Source organism: Pseudomonas sp. IT-232MI5, assembly GCF_949767845.1.
GTDB lineage: Bacteria > Pseudomonadota > Gammaproteobacteria > Pseudomonadales > Pseudomonadaceae > Aquipseudomonas.
This window is the reverse complement of the sequence record NZ_CATKQE010000001.1, coordinates 105,159-121,992: the sequence shown is the minus strand read 5'-3', so window position 1 is coordinate 121,992 and position 16,834 is coordinate 105,159. Positions and strand designations below refer to the sequence as shown.

The 16,834-nt window shown below is 59.6% G+C and carries 15 protein-coding genes; 9 read left to right on the top strand and 6 right to left on the bottom strand.

All coding sequences use genetic code 11. The annotated features are described in order from the left end of the window. Positions 1-33 precede the first annotated feature (33 nt). Complete coding sequence (tkt, locus tag ACM6JQ_RS00585; RefSeq protein WP_007913749.1) at positions 34-2,031, bottom strand: transketolase; 1,998 nt, start codon at positions 2,029-2,031, stop codon at positions 34-36. A 270-nt stretch (positions 2,032-2,301) separates the two neighbouring features. Here tkt and ACM6JQ_RS00580 point away from each other — a divergent pair, with 270 nt between their 5' ends. The 4 genes from ACM6JQ_RS00580 (at position 2,302) to ACM6JQ_RS00565 (ending at position 6,936) form a co-directional block, all read left to right on the top strand. Next, a complete protein-coding gene (locus ACM6JQ_RS00580) occupies positions 2,302-3,297 on the top strand; it encodes an ArsR/SmtB family transcription factor (RefSeq protein WP_095112771.1) in 996 nt (331 codons plus the stop codon). Positions 3,298-3,315: 18 nt separating this feature from the next. Continuing rightward, a complete protein-coding gene (gene metK / locus ACM6JQ_RS00575; RefSeq protein WP_007913745.1) occupies positions 3,316-4,506 on the top strand; it encodes a methionine adenosyltransferase in 1,191 nt (396 codons plus the stop codon). Between the two features lie 260 nt (positions 4,507-4,766). Next, positions 4,767-6,443 carry an NAD-dependent DNA ligase LigB gene (ligB, locus tag ACM6JQ_RS00570; RefSeq protein WP_414893071.1) on the top strand — a complete coding sequence of 559 codons (1,677 nt, stop codon included), beginning with the start codon at positions 4,767-4,769 and terminating at the stop codon, positions 6,441-6,443. 97 nt (positions 6,444-6,540) lie between these two features. Then, positions 6,541-6,936, top strand: a complete 396-nt coding sequence (locus tag ACM6JQ_RS00565; RefSeq protein ID WP_007913741.1) for a DUF1090 domain-containing protein — start codon at positions 6,541-6,543, stop codon at positions 6,934-6,936. A 146-nt stretch (positions 6,937-7,082) separates the two neighbouring features. Here ACM6JQ_RS00565 and ACM6JQ_RS00560 read toward each other — a convergent pair whose 3' ends face one another. Further along, entirely contained in the window at positions 7,083-7,532 is a 450-nt protein-coding gene (locus tag ACM6JQ_RS00560; protein WP_007913740.1) for a c-type cytochrome, read from the bottom strand. Positions 7,533-7,660: 128 nt separating this feature from the next. Between ACM6JQ_RS00560 and ACM6JQ_RS00555 the strand changes: the two genes are divergently transcribed. Beyond that, positions 7,661-8,839, top strand: coding sequence for a murein transglycosylase A (locus ACM6JQ_RS00555; RefSeq protein ID WP_414893070.1), 1,179 nt, complete (start codon positions 7,661-7,663; stop codon positions 8,837-8,839). A 126-nt stretch (positions 8,840-8,965) separates the two neighbouring features. Here the strand turns inward: ACM6JQ_RS00555 and ACM6JQ_RS00550 are convergent, their stop codons facing one another. Together ACM6JQ_RS00550 and ACM6JQ_RS00545 are read right to left on the bottom strand one after the other, a co-directional pair. Then, entirely contained in the window at positions 8,966-9,349 is a 384-nt protein-coding gene (locus tag ACM6JQ_RS00550) for an MAPEG family protein (protein WP_008081053.1), read from the bottom strand. A 39-nt stretch (positions 9,350-9,388) separates the two neighbouring features. Beyond that, positions 9,389-10,222, bottom strand: a complete 834-nt coding sequence (locus tag ACM6JQ_RS00545) for an EamA family transporter (protein WP_007913737.1) — start codon at positions 10,220-10,222, stop codon at positions 9,389-9,391. Positions 10,223-10,476: 254 nt separating this feature from the next. Here ACM6JQ_RS00545 and ACM6JQ_RS00540 point away from each other — a divergent pair, with 254 nt between their 5' ends. Both ACM6JQ_RS00540 and ACM6JQ_RS00535 read left to right on the top strand, forming a co-directional pair. Further along, positions 10,477-11,646, top strand: coding sequence for an MFS transporter (locus tag ACM6JQ_RS00540; RefSeq protein ID WP_007913735.1), 1,170 nt, complete (start codon positions 10,477-10,479; stop codon positions 11,644-11,646). 289 nt (positions 11,647-11,935) lie between these two features. Next, positions 11,936-13,198 (top strand): cation:proton antiporter, encoded by a 1,263-nt coding sequence (locus ACM6JQ_RS00535; RefSeq protein WP_095112776.1) that lies wholly within the window; start codon positions 11,936-11,938, stop codon positions 13,196-13,198. Between the two features lie 31 nt (positions 13,199-13,229). Here ACM6JQ_RS00535 and ACM6JQ_RS00530 read toward each other — a convergent pair whose 3' ends face one another. After that, positions 13,230-14,093: a LysR family transcriptional regulator gene (locus ACM6JQ_RS00530; RefSeq protein WP_095112777.1), complete on the bottom strand. Its 864-nt coding sequence runs from the start codon at positions 14,091-14,093 to the stop codon at positions 13,230-13,232. A gap of 91 nt (positions 14,094-14,184) precedes the next feature. Between ACM6JQ_RS00530 and ACM6JQ_RS00525 the strand changes: the two genes are divergently transcribed. Beyond that, positions 14,185-14,598 carry a VOC family protein gene (locus tag ACM6JQ_RS00525; protein ID WP_095112778.1) on the top strand — a complete coding sequence of 138 codons (414 nt, stop codon included), beginning with the start codon at positions 14,185-14,187 and terminating at the stop codon, positions 14,596-14,598. A 76-nt stretch (positions 14,599-14,674) separates the two neighbouring features. Then, a complete protein-coding gene (locus ACM6JQ_RS00520) occupies positions 14,675-15,925 on the top strand; it encodes a cation:dicarboxylate symporter family transporter (RefSeq protein ID WP_095112861.1) in 1,251 nt (416 codons plus the stop codon). 2 nt (positions 15,926-15,927) lie between these two features. Here the strand turns inward: ACM6JQ_RS00520 and ACM6JQ_RS00515 are convergent, their stop codons facing one another. Next, positions 15,928-16,824, bottom strand: coding sequence for a formate/nitrite transporter family protein (locus tag ACM6JQ_RS00515; protein WP_095112779.1), 897 nt, complete (start codon positions 16,822-16,824; stop codon positions 15,928-15,930). Positions 16,825-16,834: the final 10 nt, after the last annotated feature.

Sequence of the window (16,834 nt, the reverse complement as noted above, 5' to 3'; positions counted from 1 at the left end):
ACGCGGTGGCCGGGGCCACCGCATTCGTACTGCTTAGTCTTCCAGCAGTTCTTCAGCCTGACCCAGGATGTTTTCCAGGGTGAAGCCGAACTCTTCGAACAGTGCCGAAGCCGGAGCCGATTCGCCGTAAGTGGTCATGCCGATCACGCGACCTTCCAGACCCACGTACTTGAACCAGAAGTCGGCGTGAGCCGCTTCGATGGCGATACGCGCGCCAACCTGCAATGGCAGCACGGCTTGCTTGTAGCCGGCGTCCTGAGCATCGAACACGCTGGTGCACGGCATGGAAACCACGCGCACCTTGCGACCTTGTTCGGTTAGTTTGTCGTAAGCCTGAACCGCCAGACCGACTTCCGAACCGGTGGCGATCAGGATCAGCTCAGGCTCGCCTGCGCAGTCCTTCAGCACGTAACCGCCACGGCTGATGTCGGCAATCTGGCCGGCATCGCGTTCCTGGTGTTGCAGGTTCTGACGCGAGAAGATCAGCGCCGATGGGCCGTCCTTACGCTCCAGCGCGTTTTTCCAGGCCACGGCCGATTCCACGGCATCGGCTGGACGCCAGGTGTCGAGGTTCGGCGTGGTACGCAGGCTGGTCAGTTGCTCGATCGGCTGGTGCGTCGGGCCGTCTTCGCCCAGACCGATGGAGTCGTGGGTGTAGACGTGGATCACTTGCTTCTTCATCAGCGCCGACATGCGTACAGCGTTGCGCGCGTATTCCATGAACATCAAGAAGGTCGCGCCGTAAGGCACCAGACCGCCGTGCAGGGTCACGCCGTTCATGATCGCGGTCATGCCGAATTCGCGCACGCCGTAGTACATGTAGTTGCCGCTGGCATCTTCAGCGCTGACGCCTTTGCAACCTTTCCACAGGGTCAGGTTGGAACCGGCAAGGTCAGCGGAGCCGCCGAGCAGTTCCGGCAGCAGCGGACCGAACGCGTTCAGGGTGTTCTGGCTGGCTTTACGGCTGGCGATGGTTTCGCCTTTGGCCGCGACTTCAGCGATGTAGGCCGAAGCTTTTTCGGAGAAGTCGGCCGGCAGTTCACCGCTCAGGCGACGTACCAGTTCGTTGGCTTCGGTCGGGAATGCAGCGGAGTAGGCAGCGAAACGCTGATCCCACTCGGCTTCGGCCGCGCGACCTTTTTCCTTGGCATCCCACTCGGCATAGATGTCGGCCGGGATTTCGAACGGGCCATGGTTCCAGTTCAGCGCCTGACGGGTCAGGGCGATTTCCGCATCACCCAGTGGAGCGCCGTGGCAGTCTTCTTTGCCCTGCTTGTTCGGCGAACCGAAACCGATGGTGGTCTTGCAGCAAATCAGGGTCGGCAGCGGGCTCTTGCGCGCGGTCTCGATGGCGGTCTTGATCTCTTCCGGGTCATGACCGTCAACGTTGCGGATCACTTGCCAGTTGTAGGCCTCGAAACGCTTCGGCGTGTCATCGGTGAACCAGCCTTCGACTTCGCCGTCGATGGAGATGCCGTTGTCATCATAGAAAGCGATCAGCTTGCCCAGACCCAGCGTACCGGCCAGCGAAGCGACTTCGTGGGAAATGCCTTCCATCATGCAGCCATCACCCAGAAACACGTAGGTGTGGTGGTCGACAATGTTGTGGCCAGGACGGTTGAACTGCGCGCCCAGCACTTTTTCAGCCAGAGCGAAGCCCACAGCGTTGGCCAGACCCTGACCCAGCGGGCCGGTGGTGGTTTCAACGCCCGGGGTGTAACCGAACTCCGGGTGGCCCGGGGTGCGGCTGTGCAGTTGACGGAATTGCTTGAGGTCTTCGATCGACAGGTCATAACCGGTCAGGTGCAGCAGCGAGTAGATCAACATCGAGCCGTGGCCGTTGGACAGCACGAAGCGGTCACGGTCGGCGAACGATGGATTGCTCGGGTTGTGCTTGAGGTAGTCGCGCCAAAGCACTTCGGCGATATCTGCCATACCCATAGGGGCACCGGGATGGCCGCTGTTGGCTTTTTGCACGGCATCCATGCTGAGGGCACGAATGGCGTTGGCACGCTCACGACGGCTAGGCATCGCTGATCTCCTGGGTTCTGGTAAGTCGAAACGGAAAAAAGGAGGGCATTTTCCCTCACCGGGGCGCCTCGGGGCAATGACAGATAGTCATCGGGGGGCGTTTTTCCAATGGATAGCGGCGCTTTCTGTTGGTGAAACCTTTCCGCTACTCGTTTGTAGAGTTAACCGGTGGGTGAGAAGTGCAATAAAAAGCGCCATTGATCGAGCAATATCAAAACTTTTTGATATTGCTCTTGCGATGAATTCCCCCCGTCTCTAGACTGCGGCCCTATGAATTTACGCGTGCCTTCCATTCGCCATGACGATTGCGACGAGCTGGCGGCCCTGTGCAAGGCCGGCGGCGATCCGTTGCGGCTGAATGTCCTGCGCGCATTGGCCAACGATTCGTTCGGTGTTCTGGAACTGGCGCAAATTTTCGGCATTGGCCAGTCCGGCATGAGCCACCACCTCAAGGTACTGGCCCAGGCTGATCTGGTGGCAACCCGCCGTGAAGGCAACGCGATTTTCTATCGCCGCGCCCTGCCCCACACCGAACTGCTCGGTGGCAAGCTGCACGCGGCACTGTTAGAAGAAGTCGACAACCTGGATCTGCCTGACGACGTGCAGGCGCGCATCGAACAGGTTCACGGCCAGCGTGCCGCGGCCAGTCAGGACTTTTTCGCCCGGGTGGCGGAGAAATTCCGTGCCCAGCAAGACTTGATCGCAGGCCTGCCGCAGTACCGCGAAAGCGTGCTGGCCCTGCTCGACAAACTGAACTTCAATGGTGCCGCCACGGCCATTGAAGTCGGCCCCGGCGATGGTGCTTTTCTGCCGGAACTGGCCCGTCGCTTCGGCACCGTAACCGCGCTGGACAACAGCCCGGCGATGCTCGAACTGGCGCGTCAGGTATGTGAACGTGAACAGCTGGCTAACGTCAGCCTGCAATTGGCCGATGCATTGAACGGCACCAGCCTTACGGCCGATTGCGTAGTGTTGAACATGGTGTTGCACCATTTCGCCGCGCCGGCCGATGCGCTCAAGCACATGGCCGACCTGCTGCAACCGGGCGGTAGTCTGCTCGTGACAGAGTTATGTAGCCACAACCAGAGTTGGGCCAGGGAGGCCTGCGGTGATCTGTGGTTGGGGTTTGAACAGGACGATTTGGCCCGTTGGGCCACCGCTGCGGGACTCGTTCCCGGGGAAAGCCTCTATGTAGGCTTACGTAATGGTTTCCAGATCCAGGTCCGCCATTTTCAGCGACCGGCTGGCGACACTCACCATCGGTAAATTCAGGAAAACATCGAGATGAGCGAATACTCCCTCTTCACCTCCGAGTCCGTGTCCGAAGGACATCCGGACAAAATCGCCGACCAGATTTCCGATGCGGTGCTGGACGCCATTATTGCCCAGGACAAACACGCACGCGTTGCTGTGGAAACCCTGGTCAAGACCGGCGTAGCCATCGTTGCCGGTGAAGTGACCACCAGCGCCTGGGTCGACCTGGAGCAGATCGTTCGTGACGTGATTTGCGACATCGGCTACACCAGCTCCGAAGTCGGCTTCGACGGCGCGACTTGCGGCGTGATGAACATCATCGGCAAGCAGTCCCCAGACATCAACCAGGGTGTTGACCGTGCCAAGCCTGAAGATCAGGGCGCCGGCGACCAGGGCCTGATGTTCGGCTACGCCAGCAACGAAACCGACGTTTTGATGCCAGCTCCGATCACCTTCTCGCACCAGCTGGTGCAGCGCCAGGCCGAAGCCCGCAAATCGGGTCTGCTGCCTTGGCTGCGTCCGGACGCCAAGTCGCAAGTGACTTGCCGTTACGAAGGCGGCAAGGTTGTTGGTATCGACGCGGTTGTTCTGTCGACCCAGCACAACCCTGAAGTGTCGTACAAAGACCTGCGCGAAGGCGTGATGGAGCTGATCGTCAAGCACGTATTGCCTGCCGAACTGCTGAGCAAAGACACTCAGTTCCACATCAACCCGACCGGCCAGTTCATCATTGGCGGCCCGGTAGGTGACTGCGGTCTGACCGGTCGCAAGATCATCGTCGACAGCTACGGCGGCATGGCCCGTCACGGCGGTGGCGCGTTCTCCGGTAAAGATCCATCGAAGGTTGACCGTTCGGCTGCCTACGCTGGCCGTTATGTTGCCAAGAACATCGTCGCTGCTGGCCTGGCCGAGCGTTGCGAGATTCAGGTTTCCTACGCGATTGGTGTGGCTCAGCCTACTTCGATCTCGCTGAACACCTTCGGCACCGGCAAGATCAGCGATGACAAGATCGTCAAACTGGTGCGTGAAGTGTTCGACCTGCGTCCATACGCAATCACCACCATGCTCGATCTGCTGCACCCGATGTACCAGGAAACTGCAGCGTACGGCCACTTCGGTCGCACGCCAGAGACCAAGACCGTTGGCGAAGACACCTTCACCACGTTCACCTGGGAAAAAACCGACCGCGCCGACGCCCTGCGTTCCGCTGCTGGTCTGTAAGACTTCCCCGGCGGTACAAAAAGCCCCGCACGGTTCGCGCCGTGCGGGGCTTTTTCATGCCTGAAACCGGGAGTTCAACTCAGAACGTTCAGGTCGATGCATATCCAGCAAACCACTCGGTCAGTCCCCTCTCCCACCGGGAGAGGGTTAGGGTGAGGGGCTGTTTTCACTGCACAGAAACAAGCCGTAAAACACCCATCCGGCGGAGTAAATATTTTCGCCTAACCTTCAAACATTCCCCTTGAGCAAGGACGCTCACGATGCTTGCCACGCTGCGCCTGTTATTTATTTTCCTGCTGATGCCCGCCACATTCAGCGCGCAAGCCACCTGCCAAAACTGGCCCGCTGCACACGCCCAACGCGAAATCTCCGCCCTGCAAAACCAGATCGACCAATGGGACGACGCCTACTACCGCGAAGGCCGCTCACTGATTGCCGACGAACTCTACGACCAATCCCTTGCGAAACTGAACGAGTGGCGAGCGTGTTTCAAAGTGCCCTCGCCACCCGATCCTTTGCGCACAGTCTCAGGCTCAAACGCGCACCCCATCGCCCATACCGGCCTGGATAAAATCCACAAAGATGAGGCCGTGGGGGCCTGGCTACGTGATCGCAAGGACGTCTGGATACAACCCAAAGTCGACGGCGTCGCGGTGACACTGATTTACCGCGCGGGCGTTTTGCATCAGGCCATCAGTCGCGGTGACGGAGTTCATGGACAGGACTGGACGCCATCAGCGCAGAACATCGGCGCTATCCCTCAACGCCTGTCACAACCACTGGATCTGCTGGTGCAGGGTGAACTTTACTGGCGGCTGAACCAGCATGTGCAAGCCCGAGCCGGCAGCGTTAACGCCCGCGCCACCGTGGCCGGATTGATGAGCCGAAAATCCTTGAGCACAGAACAAGCCACCGGCATCGGGCTGTTCGTTTGGGACTGGCCACAAGGACCTTTGAACTTGCCCGAGCGCATATCCGGATTGGCAACCCTGGGTTTCACCACGATTGAGCCGTACAGCCATCCCGTTGCCGACTTGGCAGAGGCGCAGAAATGGCGCGATCACTGGTATCGCTCACCTCTGCCGTTTGCCACCGACGGCGTGGTTTTGCGCCAGAGTCGGCGCCCGCCCGCCGAACGCTGGCAGGCTCGCGCGCCGTACTGGGCGGTCGCCTGGAAATATCCGTTTGCGCAAGCCTTGGCTGAAGTGCGCAAGATCAACTTCAAGATCGGTCGCACCGGGCGCATCACACCGGTAATCGAGCTGATTCCCGTTAGGCTCGACGACCGCGAGATCAAACGCGTCAGCGCCAGTTCGTTGAAACGCTGGCAAGCGTTGGACATTCGTCCCGGCGATCAGATTGCGATCAGCCTCGCCGGCCTGACCATTCCTCGGCTCGACAGTGTTGTATGGCGCACCACCGAACGCACGGATATCGATATCCCCAACGCCGATGACTTCCACGCCTTGAGTTGCTGGCAACCGACCCCCGGATGTGAAAGCCAGTTTCTCGCCCGTTTGACCTGGCTCAGTGGCAAACAAGGGCTGGCGATGCAGCATGTCGGTCGCGGTACCTGGGAGAAACTTCTCGAAACACGCCGCGTGAACAACCTGCTTGATTGGTTAACCCTTGATGGGCCGGAGCTTGCTAACATTGCCGGCTTCGGCGAGCGCAGCAGCGAACGCTTGATGCACAGTTTTCACAGCGCCCGCCAACGGCCCTTTGCCCAGTGGCTCAAAGCCTTGGGCCTGCCGCCAACCGGCCAGGCAATACTTACTGATTCCTGGCAGTCGCTGGCACAACGCAACACCGAACAATGGCAGGCTGAAGCCGGTATCGGCCCGGGACGCGCAGCGCAATTGAGCGCATTCTTCCGCGACCCGCAGGTACAGGCTTTGAGCGAAACCTTACATGCCGCCGGAATCGACGGTTTCTGACCACGCAATCCCGGCGCGCCGGGAACCCATCGGCCACCGAGGCGCTCCAACAGCGCAGTGCCTGACCGACCCGACTGCCTTTGCACATGGAGCTTTTATGAAATTTCTCGCACCACTCGCCATGCTGACCCTTTGCGGCGTAATGGTCGCCCCCGTCATGGCCGACGAAGACGCCCCGGGCCTGACCGGTTGCGCCGCCAAGAAGCAGGGCATCATGAATCAGATCGAACAGGCCAAGTCGCGCGGCAACGCCGATCAGCAGGCAGGCCTGGAAACGGCCTTGCGTGAAGTGACCGAGCACTGCACCGACGCCGGCCTGAAGAAAGAACGCGAAAACAAGGTGCTCGAAGCCAAGCACGAAGTGAGCAAGCGTCAGGCGGATCTCGACAAGGCGATGAAAAAAGGCGACCCGGAGAAGATCAACAAGCGCAAAGACAAACTGGCCGAGTCGCGCAAAGAACTGCAGGACGCGCTGGACGAAATCGATAAGTAAGCATTGATGCAGTGAGTTTGATGGCCTATTCGTCAGCTCGTCGCCCGGAACAAGCTCGCTCCCCTATTGATCCGTATTCACCTGTACAACTCGGTCAACTGTGGGAGCGAGCCTGCTCGCGAAGGCGTCAGCTCAAACAATAGAAATCAATGATCGCGAAACTGTTTATGGCAAGCGCTGCAAGCATCTTCAACTTTCTGCACCGCCGGCCCGAGATTGCTGGCCTTGTACGGCTGAACCTGACTGGCAATCACCAATTCACCGGTGGCCGCTTCAAGGTTGCGGGCCATTTCCTGAAAACGCGCCTGCTGTTTCCAGACATCATCCTTGGCGCTGGTGTGATCTTCTTCACGCACCTGCGGAAAATGCTTCCACGGTTCATGGGACAACGCATCGAGTTTTACCGCGCCTTCGGCGAACTTCGGCCCGTCGAACGGAATGCGCCCACGCAACATGCCGCCCAGGTCTTCACCGGTCTTGAGCATCTGTTTGAAGATTGCCTTGCGTTGACCCAGCGGAGAGTTCGGATCGACACCGCCACAGGCGGACAAGGACAGACAGGCCAGCAATACAACAGCAATGCTTTTAAGAGTCATGGTGGCTTCAGGTCACGGAATTCGGCGGCCAGTATCCTCGCGTCACCGCCAAACACCAATAGCCCTATTAAAAATACGGGTTGTTCGAGCGCATGGAGCACGCGGGCAACCGACACAGGAATCACTCCATGAACAGCCGTTTCAAGGCCTGGCGCCACCCGTTGTTCGCAACCCTGCCGCTGCTGGCGATTCTCGCCGGCTGCACCGGTGGCGACAGCGCCAAGCCAAAAACCCACGCACTGGCCACTTACTCCAGCGCTACCTGGGAAGCCCTGCCAGCAGTGTCCGACAGTGATCTGGTTGCCGGTTTCGGTTCGTGGCGCAGCGCGTGCACCCGGCTCAAGGCTGACGCCATCTGGGGCAGCACCTGCGCAGCGGCGGCCAATGTTCCGCAGAGCGCCGCAGAGATTCGTGCGTTCCTCAAACAGAATCTCGATGTCTACGGCCTGCGCGCTGAAAACGACAACGCCAACGGTTTGATCACCGGCTACTACGAGCCGGTCTACCCCGGCAGCCTGACGCCCACCGATGTGGCGAACGTGCCGGTCTATGGCGTGCCGGAAGACATGATCATCGTCTCGCTGGACAGCATTTATCCCGAACTCAAAGGCAAACGCCTGCGCGGTCGCCTCGAAGGCCGCGTGCTCAAGCCTTACGACGACGCGGCAACCATCGAATCCAAAGGTGTGAAAGCGCCAGTGGTGGCGTATCTGACCGATCCGATGAACCTGCAATTTCTACAGATCCAGGGTTCCGGGCGCATTCAGACCGAGGACGGTAAACAGCTGCGCATCGCCTACGCCGATCAGAACGGCCACCCGTACCGCCCAATCGGCCGCTGGCTGGTCGAGCAAGGCGAGCTGAAGAAAGAAGACGTGACCATGAGCGCGATCAGCAACTGGGCCAAGGCCAATCCATCGCGCATCCCCGAACTGCTCGGCAGTAACCCGAGCTACGTGTTCTTCACCCGCAACCCGGACAGCAACGAAGGCCCGCGTGGTTCGCTGAACGTACCGCTAACTGCCGGCTACAGCGCGGCGGTGGATCGCAAGGTGATTCCGTTGGGCAGCCTGTTGTGGCTATCAACTACTAAACCGGATGGCACTGCACTGGTCCGCCCGGTCGCGGCACAGGACACCGGCGGCGCGATTGCCGGCGAGGTTCGCGCGGATCTGTTCTGGGGCACCGGTGATGCGGCCGGTCAATTGGCCGGGGACATGAAACAGCAGGGGCAGATCTGGATGCTTTGGCCTAAAGGTGCGGCATTGCCGCAAGTGCCGCAGGTGGCGGATACAGAGAAGAAGTAAGCCTTGGAATCTGCTGAGGTAATCAGATAGCTATCGCGAGCAGGCTCACTCCTACAGGGGAACGCATTCCAAAATGTAGGAGTGAGCCTGCTCGCGATGAGGCCATCAGCAACACCAGTAAAATAATCAGACCGACACGAAGAAGAACGAAGCAATCAACCCCATCCCCACAAACCACACTAGCGACCGCAAGATCGCCCAGTCCGCTAGGTAGCAAATGATGTACAGCAGGCGACTGGTGATAAACAGCACCGCCAGCACATTGACCGTCACCAGCTCCGCCGTCCCCACCAGGTGCGCGACGATCACTGCCGCCGCGAACGCCGGCGTCACTTCAAAGCTGTTCATCTGCGCCGCATGCGCACGCCTGGCCACACCGTTGAGACTTTCGAGAAAGTCGCGCGGATCGTGGTTGTCACTCAACCGGTAGCCACCCACGGCTTTCGCCACGCCAGTGCAGATATACGGCAGAAAAATTGCGATCAACACACACCACAGAGCCACCGTCATAACGCCGTCCTTTTTTCGAGTTATAGAATTCGCGAGCGGTCAGAACTTCATCACCAGCATGCCGATCAGCACCAGCCCACAGGCTAAGAGCCGTGGACGGCCGAAAGGTTCTTTCAAGTAGCGCATGCCGAACAGCACCACCAAAATCACACTGATCTCACGCAGTGCCGCGGCCTCCGCAATCGAGCCCAACTGCATCGCCCACAGCACCAGAGCGTAGCTGGCCAATACGCAGAAGCCCACCGCCAACCCCAGCTTCCATTGCTCACGCCAGAACAACATGAACGCCGGACGCTTGGCGACCCACGCCAACAGCGGAAACGGCCACGCGCTGAACAACGTGACCCAGACCAGGTAATCGAGCGGATGCGACCAGCGCCGCAATGCCTGGCCGTCGATATAGGTGTAGCAACCAATACACAGGCCGATCAACGCCACCACCGGCAGCATCGACCATGGCAAATGCTTGCCGCCACCGCCCTGCCACAACAGACAAACCATGCCCAACGGGATCAGCATGATCCCGAAAATCTGCTGCGTGGTGAGCACTTCACCGGCGAAGATCAAGGTCAGCGCCAGCACCACCAACGGCGACAATCCGCGCATCAGTGGATACACCAGGCCCAGATCGCCGACCCGATACGCCTGAATCAGCAGGTAGCGATACAGCAGCTCAAAAGCTGCCGAAGCGAGAATCCATGGCCAGATTTCCATGGGCGGCAAGCTCACGAATGGAAACGCGATGGCAACGACCAGCAGCGCCACGGTGTCCATGCACGCCACCACCAGCAGCCGCTCGGCGCTGAACTTGATTAACGTATTCCACGTCGCATGCAACAGCGCCGCCATCAATACCAAAGCTGTCGCCAGCACGTCTTACCCCTTATTTTTATGAGTCCCCGTGTAGGAGCTGCCGCAGGCTCGGGCTCCTACAGTGAAAATCCGAATAGTCAGATTATTGATTCGCGATGTGTCAGCAGCTGTTTATACTGCAAGCGACCACGCCGCACTCAGTTGCGCACAGAAAAATACCAATAATTCCTGCCTGCACCGCCCTTCATCGAGATCGGTCGTCGGCTTGCGTATGCCTGATCAAAGCGTCAAGACTACCGACAGAGACCTTGCGCATGCCACTCGCCTTGCTTGCCCTCGCTGTTGCCGCATTCGGCATCGGCACCACTGAATTCGTCATCATGGGCCTGCTGCCCGATGTTGCCCGCGACCTTGCCGTAAGCATTCCTCACGCGGGCCTGTTGATCACCGGTTACGCGTTGGGCGTGGTGTTCGGCGCGCCGATCCTGGCGATCGGCACCGCGAATATGCCGCGTAAAGCAACGCTGCTGGGCATGACGCTGATGTTCATCCTCGGCAATATCCTCTGCGCCCTCGCACCGAACTACGCGACGCTGATGGCTGCTCGTGTGGTCACCGCGCTGTGTCACGGCGCGTTCTTCGGCATTGGCTCGGTGGTTGCCGCCGGGCTGGTCGCGCCGAACAAACGCGCGCAAGCGATTGCGATGATGTTCACCGGCCTGACATTGGCCAACGTCCTCGGCGTACCGCTGGGCACGGCGCTCGGGCAATACGCCGGTTGGCGCTCGACCTTCTGGGCGGTCTCGGTGATTGGTGTCGTCGCCGCCCTGGCGCAGTGGCTGTGGTTGCCGAAACACATCCCGATGGACAAGGCCAACCTTGCCAGCGAGTTCAAGGTGCTGGGCAAGGTCAACGTGTTGCTGGCGCTGGGCATGAGTGTTTTGGCCTCGACCAGTCTGTTCAGCGTGTTCACCTATATCGCGCCGATCCTGCAAGACATCACCGGCGTCAGCCCGCACGGCGTCACGGTGATGCTGCTGTTATTCGGTGTAGGCCTGACCGGCGGCAGCATGCTCGGCGGGCGTCTGGCTGATAGCCGTTTGCTGCCGTCGCTGGTCGGTGTGGCCCTGGCGGTGGTGGTGATTCTCGCGGCGTTCAGCCAGACCAGCCGCTCGGTTGTGCCGGCGGCAATCACCCTGGTGCTGTGGGGGATTTTTGCTTTTGCGCTGTGCCCGATTCTGCAATTGCTGATCATCGATCAGGCCCATGAAGCACCGAACCTTGGCTCGACGTTGAACCAGAGCGCTTTCAACCTTGGCAACGCGGCGGGTGCGTGGATCGGTGGGCTGGTGGTGGCCAGTGGCGCGGATCTGGCGGACTTGCCGTGGACCGGAGCGCTGGTTGGCGTATTGACGGTGCTGACGGCGCTGTTTTTCATCTATCTGCAACGTCGCGGCGCGGCTGCGGTCAATGTGTCCGGCTAATCGGGTTTAGCCTGCAAGAGCTCTCACCCTAGCCCTCTCCCAGTGGGAGAGGGGACTGACCGTGTTGAATGTTCGAGTTACATCGACCTGAAATTTCGAGCCGAACTCAGGCATTGAAAGACTTGAAGATCTGCTCCCTTTCCCCCTCTCCCCAAGGGAGAGGGCTGGGGTGAGGGGGCTCTTGATCTCATCACACCATCAACTGTGTCCCGATCCTGACTCAGCCCATCCAACCCCTGCACCAAAGATTCGGTGCGCTATCTTTCACCCCTCATCCAAAGGACCCCGGATGCTTGAACTTGTCGCCGCTTTCATCTGCCTCACCACCCTCCTCACCTTCGTCAACTTCCGCTTCATCGGCCTGCCGCCGACCATCGGCGTGATGGTCACCGCACTGCTGTTCTCGCTGATCCTGCAAGGCCTGAGCGTGCTCGGCTACCCCGGTCTCGAAGAACGCGTGCAGCAACTGATCGGCCAGATCGACTTCGGCGATCTGCTGATGAACTGGATGCTCTCATTCCTGCTGTTCGCCGGCGCCTTGCACGTTAACCTCAACGATCTGCGCAGCTACCGCTGGCCCATCGGTCTGTTGGCGACTTTCGGTGTGTTGATTGCCACCACGGTGATCGGCAGCCTCGCCTATTACATTTTTGCCCTGTTCGGCTGGCACGTGAGCTTCTTGTATTGCCTGCTGTTCGGCGCGCTGATTTCGCCGACCGACCCGATTGCGGTGCTCGGTGTACTGCGTACCGCCAACGCCTCGAAGCCGCTGAAAACCACCATCGTCGGCGAGTCGCTGTTCAACGACGGCACAGCTGTTGTGGTGTTCACCGTATTGCTGGGCATCGCCCAACTCGGCGAAACCCCGACCGTCAGCGCCACCGCGATGCTGTTCGTTCACGAAGCGATTGGCGGCGTGTTGTTTGGCGGCCTGATCGGTTATCTGGTCTATCGAATGATCAAGAGCGTCGAGCAGCATCAGATCACTGTGATGCTGACCTTGGCGCTGGTCATTGGCGGTTCGGCGATGGCCACCGAGATTCACGTTTCCGCGCCGATCGCGATGGTGGTGGCCGGTCTGATCATCGGCAACGTCGGGCGCAATCTGGCGATGAATGACATGACCCGCCGCTATCTCGACGGTTTCTGGGAATTGCTCGATGACATGCTCAACGCGCTGTTGTTCGCGCTGATCGGCATGGAACTGTTGCTGCTGCCATTCAACTGGCTGCACATGGCAGCGGCAGGTTTGCTGGCGGTGGCGATTCTGCTCTCGCGCCTGCTCACCGTAGCACCAGCGATTCTGCTGCTGCGACGCTGGCGGACAGTGCCCGCCGGCACCATCCGGATTCTGACCTGGGGCGGCTTGCGCGGCGGTGTTTCGGTGGCACTGGCGCTGGCCCTGCCGCTGGGCCCGGAGCGCGATCTGCTGCTGAGCATCACTTACATCGTGGTGCTGTCGTCGATCCTGTTGCAGGGGCTGACCATCGGCAAACTGGTCAAACACGCGACTCGCAACGAGCCGAGTGCTGCGACCGAAACCGCACACTGACACATCACTGCGGCGCCGTCGTGGAGTACTTTCATGACGGATCGCAGAGTAATTCGAGCAGATGTCGCATCGCCAACGGGCGGTGCGGCGTCGAGCTGTGCATCACCACCAGTTCCCGCGAATAACGCTGCTCCTTTTCCACCGGCAGGACATACATTCCGTCCAGCGCCATCCCGGCCCATTGCGGCACCAGTGACACTCCCATCCCCTGATTGACGAGCATGACGATGGTTTCCAGCGCATCCAGTTCACACAGCAAATTCGGCTCGATCGCCTGCTCGTCGAGGTAGCGCTGTGCAATCTGCCCGCCCCATGAACGCGCGTCGTAACGTATGAATGGACCTGCACGCAGCAATGTTTCCAGCGATTGCCCGGTGTGCGTGGCCGGAGCAACCAGAACCAACGGCTCGATCTTAAGCACGGTCAGCGCCAGAGCCTTGGGTGGCTGAAATGGTGGCCTGACCAGAATCGCCGCATCCAGTTCGCCCGCCAGCACTTTTTCGTAAAGGCTTTTTGAATCCCCGGGCGTGATCTTCAGCTTCAACGCCGGCGCCGAAAATGCCAATCGCTCGATCAACCCCGGCAACACACCCGTCAACGCCGTCGAGATCGCGCCAATCTTCACCTCTCCCGTCAGAGCATCGTGGTTCAGATCGTTTTGCAACGCCTGCGCCTGTTCGATGATCGCCCTGATTTGCGGCAGCACCTGCAGACAGAGATCCGATGGCCGTACGGCATGCGCGGTGCGCACCAACAAGGCATAACCCAGTGACCGTTCGAGTGCCTGAACTCGCTGACTGATCGCCGCCGCCGTGCGGTTTTCGCGGCGAGCGGCGGCCGCAATCGAACCGGTTTCAACTACTGCGATCAGGCTTTGAAGAAAGCGCACGTCCATAAGTTTTCCTTTCGCTCAGAACAAGGCGAAGCCGTTTTGCCCCGCCGCATGGCCTGTTTACCCTGAGTGCTCCTTCACTCAGGGCTATCACATGAACAGACCTTTTCACGCTGCATACCATGTTTGCGACCTGGAACAGACGCGGACTTTTTATCGAGATGTGTTGGGCTGCACTGAAGGCCGCAGTACAGAGACGTGGGTCGACTTCGACTTTTTCGGCAATCAACTCTCGCTGCACCTGGGCAAACCCTTCGCGACAACCCGCACCGGGCAGGTCGGCGAGCACAAGGTGCTGATGCCACACCTCGGTGTGGTGCTACCGCTAGAGGAATGGCTGGAACTGGCCGAGCGGCTGAACCGCCTGGGCACTCACTTTGAAATCCCACCGGTGATTCGTTTCGCCGGCGAAGCGGGCGAGCAACGCACGATGTTCTTCCTTGACCCCAGCGGCAACCCGATCGAAGTCAAAGGCTTCAAGGACTTCAACGGTCTGTTTGCGCATTGATTCCAACCCCAACAAACACAATAAAAAGGGGCACAGCATGAGTAGCAAAACATCCACCAGCCTGGTCACTCGCATCATGATCGGGCTCGCCGCCGGGGTCGTCGTCGGCATCCTCCTCAACCAGTTTCCCGAACACAAAGCCTGGTTTATCGACAACCTGCTGCAACCGGCGGGCGACCTGTTTATCAGGCTGATGAAAATGATCGTCGTACCGCTGGTCTTTGCCTGCATGGTCGTTGGCATTGCCGGCGCGGGCAGTACCAAGGCCTTGGGACGGGTCGGGATAAAAACACTGGTGTATTTTTTCACGATCACCAGCATCGCCATCGTCTTCGGGCTGATCATCGGCAATGTATTCCAGCCCGGCGCTGGCGCGGATTTCAGCAGCACCTTGCAAGCACCGGTCACCGGCCTGGCCACTACGGGTGAAACGCAGAACCTGGGTCGAACCTTGGTCAACATCGTCCCGGACAACATCGTATTGGCCATGTCGCAGGGCAAACTGCTGTCGGTGTTGTTCTTTGCCATCCTGTTCGGCTGCGCCTTGTCGATGCTGCCCGAGCAACAGAAGGCGCCGCTGATCGCGGTGATGCAGGCGGTTTCCGACACCATGTTCAAAGTCACGCATCTGGTCATGCACTATTCGCCGATCGGTATTTTCGGCCTGATCGGCGTGACTGTAGCCAGCTTTGGCCTGAGCGCCTTACTGCCACTGGCCAAGCTGATCGGCATCACTTATGTGGCGGTGTTGCTGTTCGCATTGTGCGTGCTGGGTTTGGTGGCGCGAATGGCCGGGATCCGTTTTTTCCACCTTATCCGCGAAATACGCAGTGAACTACTGCTGGCCTACAGCAGCGCTGCTTCGGCCACGGTGATGCCGCAGTTGATCGAAAAAATGGAACGCTATGGAGCGCCGCGCCCGATTACCAGCATGGTCATTCCGCTGGGCTACTCGTTCAACCTCGACGGCGCATCACTGTTTGCAGGGCTGGGCACATTGTTCATCGCTCAGGCTTATGGCATTGACCTGGGTCTGGCAGATCAGGCGATGCTGGTGCTGATCATGGTGCTGACATCCAAAGGCGCGGCGGGCGTGCCGGGCTTCATGTTCATCATTCTGACGGCAACGCTGACCGCCGCCGGATTGCCAGTGGAAGGCGTGGCGATCATCGCTGGCGTTTACCGGTTGATGGACATGCCGGTGACTGCGCTGAACGTGTTGGGCAACGCGCTGGCGCCGCTGGTCATTGCACGTTGGGAAGGCCAGCTCAAGGCGCCTGAAAGCGAGCCGGCCGCGTCACCGGTCAGCCCGCCGTTCAACGCCTGAAACTATCGGCTTTTGCTGTCTGAATCATCCTCGCGGGATTCGCCAGAGGCGGGTTTATCCGTCTTTGGCGCACCGCTCTCACTGCGAATCTGCGCATGGCTGATCAGCGCGAAAATAAAGCTGCCGCCAATGATGTTCCCCGCCAGCGTCGGCCCAGCGAAGACCATCCAGAAATCACTCCACGGCAGCTCGCCGGCGAACACCAGATATGACACCTCCGCCGAACCCACCACGATGTGAGTGAAGTCGCCGAGCGCCATCAGGTAGGTGATGAGGATAATGATCCACATCTTCGCGCTCTCCATGGACGGAATCATCCAGACCATAGTGGCGATCATCCAGCCGGAAACGATGCCCTTGGCGAACATCTGGCTGGCGTGGTTTTCCATGACCTTGCGGCCGATTTCGAGAAAGGCATGGTCCGTCTTGGTGTCGAAGATCGGCAGTTCGAGCATCACGTACGCGACCAGAATCGTGCCGCACAGGTTGCCGACCAGCACCACCGTCCACAGGCGGATCAGCCGGCCGAAGTTTTGCAGGGTCGGCTTGGTCATGACCGGCAGCACGGCAGTCAGGGTGTTTTCGGTGAACAGTTGCTGACGGGCGAGGATCACCGCGAGAAAACCTGCGCAGTAACCGAAGCTGGCGATCACCTTGAATTCGTCACCGTCGGGCAGGCGCGAGTTGAGCAGGCCCATGCCCATCAATGACAAGCCCATGGTCAGCCCGGCCGCCAGCGCCGACCACCACAGCGCGGCGATGCTGCGCTCCAGTTCCTGATCGCCTTGGCTGCGGATGATTTCGTGCAGAACGGCCGCGCGGGGCGGCTGGTTTTTCTCGACTTCGTGTTGCTCTTTGGCCGAGAGATCGGGGGTCTTGCCGTCGGTGGGAGTGGTCATGGCGTGGGAA

What these genes read in the sequence shown, in the direction of transcription:
- ACM6JQ_RS00535 (WP_095112776.1), top strand. Translation starts at nt 11,936, where the DNA reads ATGCTTGAACTTGTCGCCGCTTTCATCTGCCTCACCACCCTCCTCACC.
- ACM6JQ_RS00520 (WP_095112861.1), top strand. Translation starts at nt 14,675, where the DNA reads ATGATCGGGCTCGCCGCCGGGGTCGTCGTCGGCATCCTCCTCAACCAG.
- ACM6JQ_RS00580 (WP_095112771.1), top strand. Translation starts at nt 2,302, where the DNA reads ATGAATTTACGCGTGCCTTCCATTCGCCATGACGATTGCGACGAGCTG.
- metK (WP_007913745.1), top strand. Translation starts at nt 3,316, where the DNA reads ATGAGCGAATACTCCCTCTTCACCTCCGAGTCCGTGTCCGAAGGACAT.
- ACM6JQ_RS00540 (WP_007913735.1), top strand. Translation starts at nt 10,477, where the DNA reads ATGCCACTCGCCTTGCTTGCCCTCGCTGTTGCCGCATTCGGCATCGGC.
- tkt (WP_007913749.1), bottom strand. Translation starts at nt 2,031, where the DNA reads ATGCCTAGCCGTCGTGAGCGTGCCAACGCCATTCGTGCCCTCAGCATG.
- ACM6JQ_RS00565 (WP_007913741.1), top strand. Translation starts at nt 6,541, where the DNA reads ATGAAATTTCTCGCACCACTCGCCATGCTGACCCTTTGCGGCGTAATG.
- ACM6JQ_RS00525 (WP_095112778.1), top strand. Translation starts at nt 14,185, where the DNA reads ATGAACAGACCTTTTCACGCTGCATACCATGTTTGCGACCTGGAACAG.
- ACM6JQ_RS00555 (WP_414893070.1), top strand. Translation starts at nt 7,661, where the DNA reads ATGAACAGCCGTTTCAAGGCCTGGCGCCACCCGTTGTTCGCAACCCTG.
- ACM6JQ_RS00550 (WP_008081053.1), bottom strand. Translation starts at nt 9,349, where the DNA reads ATGACGGTGGCTCTGTGGTGTGTGTTGATCGCAATTTTTCTGCCGTAT.
- ACM6JQ_RS00560 (WP_007913740.1), bottom strand. Translation starts at nt 7,532, where the DNA reads ATGACTCTTAAAAGCATTGCTGTTGTATTGCTGGCCTGTCTGTCCTTG.
- ACM6JQ_RS00515 (WP_095112779.1), bottom strand. Translation starts at nt 16,824, where the DNA reads ATGACCACTCCCACCGACGGCAAGACCCCCGATCTCTCGGCCAAAGAG.
- ligB (WP_414893071.1), top strand. Translation starts at nt 4,767, where the DNA reads ATGCTTGCCACGCTGCGCCTGTTATTTATTTTCCTGCTGATGCCCGCC.
- ACM6JQ_RS00530 (WP_095112777.1), bottom strand. Translation starts at nt 14,093, where the DNA reads ATGGACGTGCGCTTTCTTCAAAGCCTGATCGCAGTAGTTGAAACCGGT.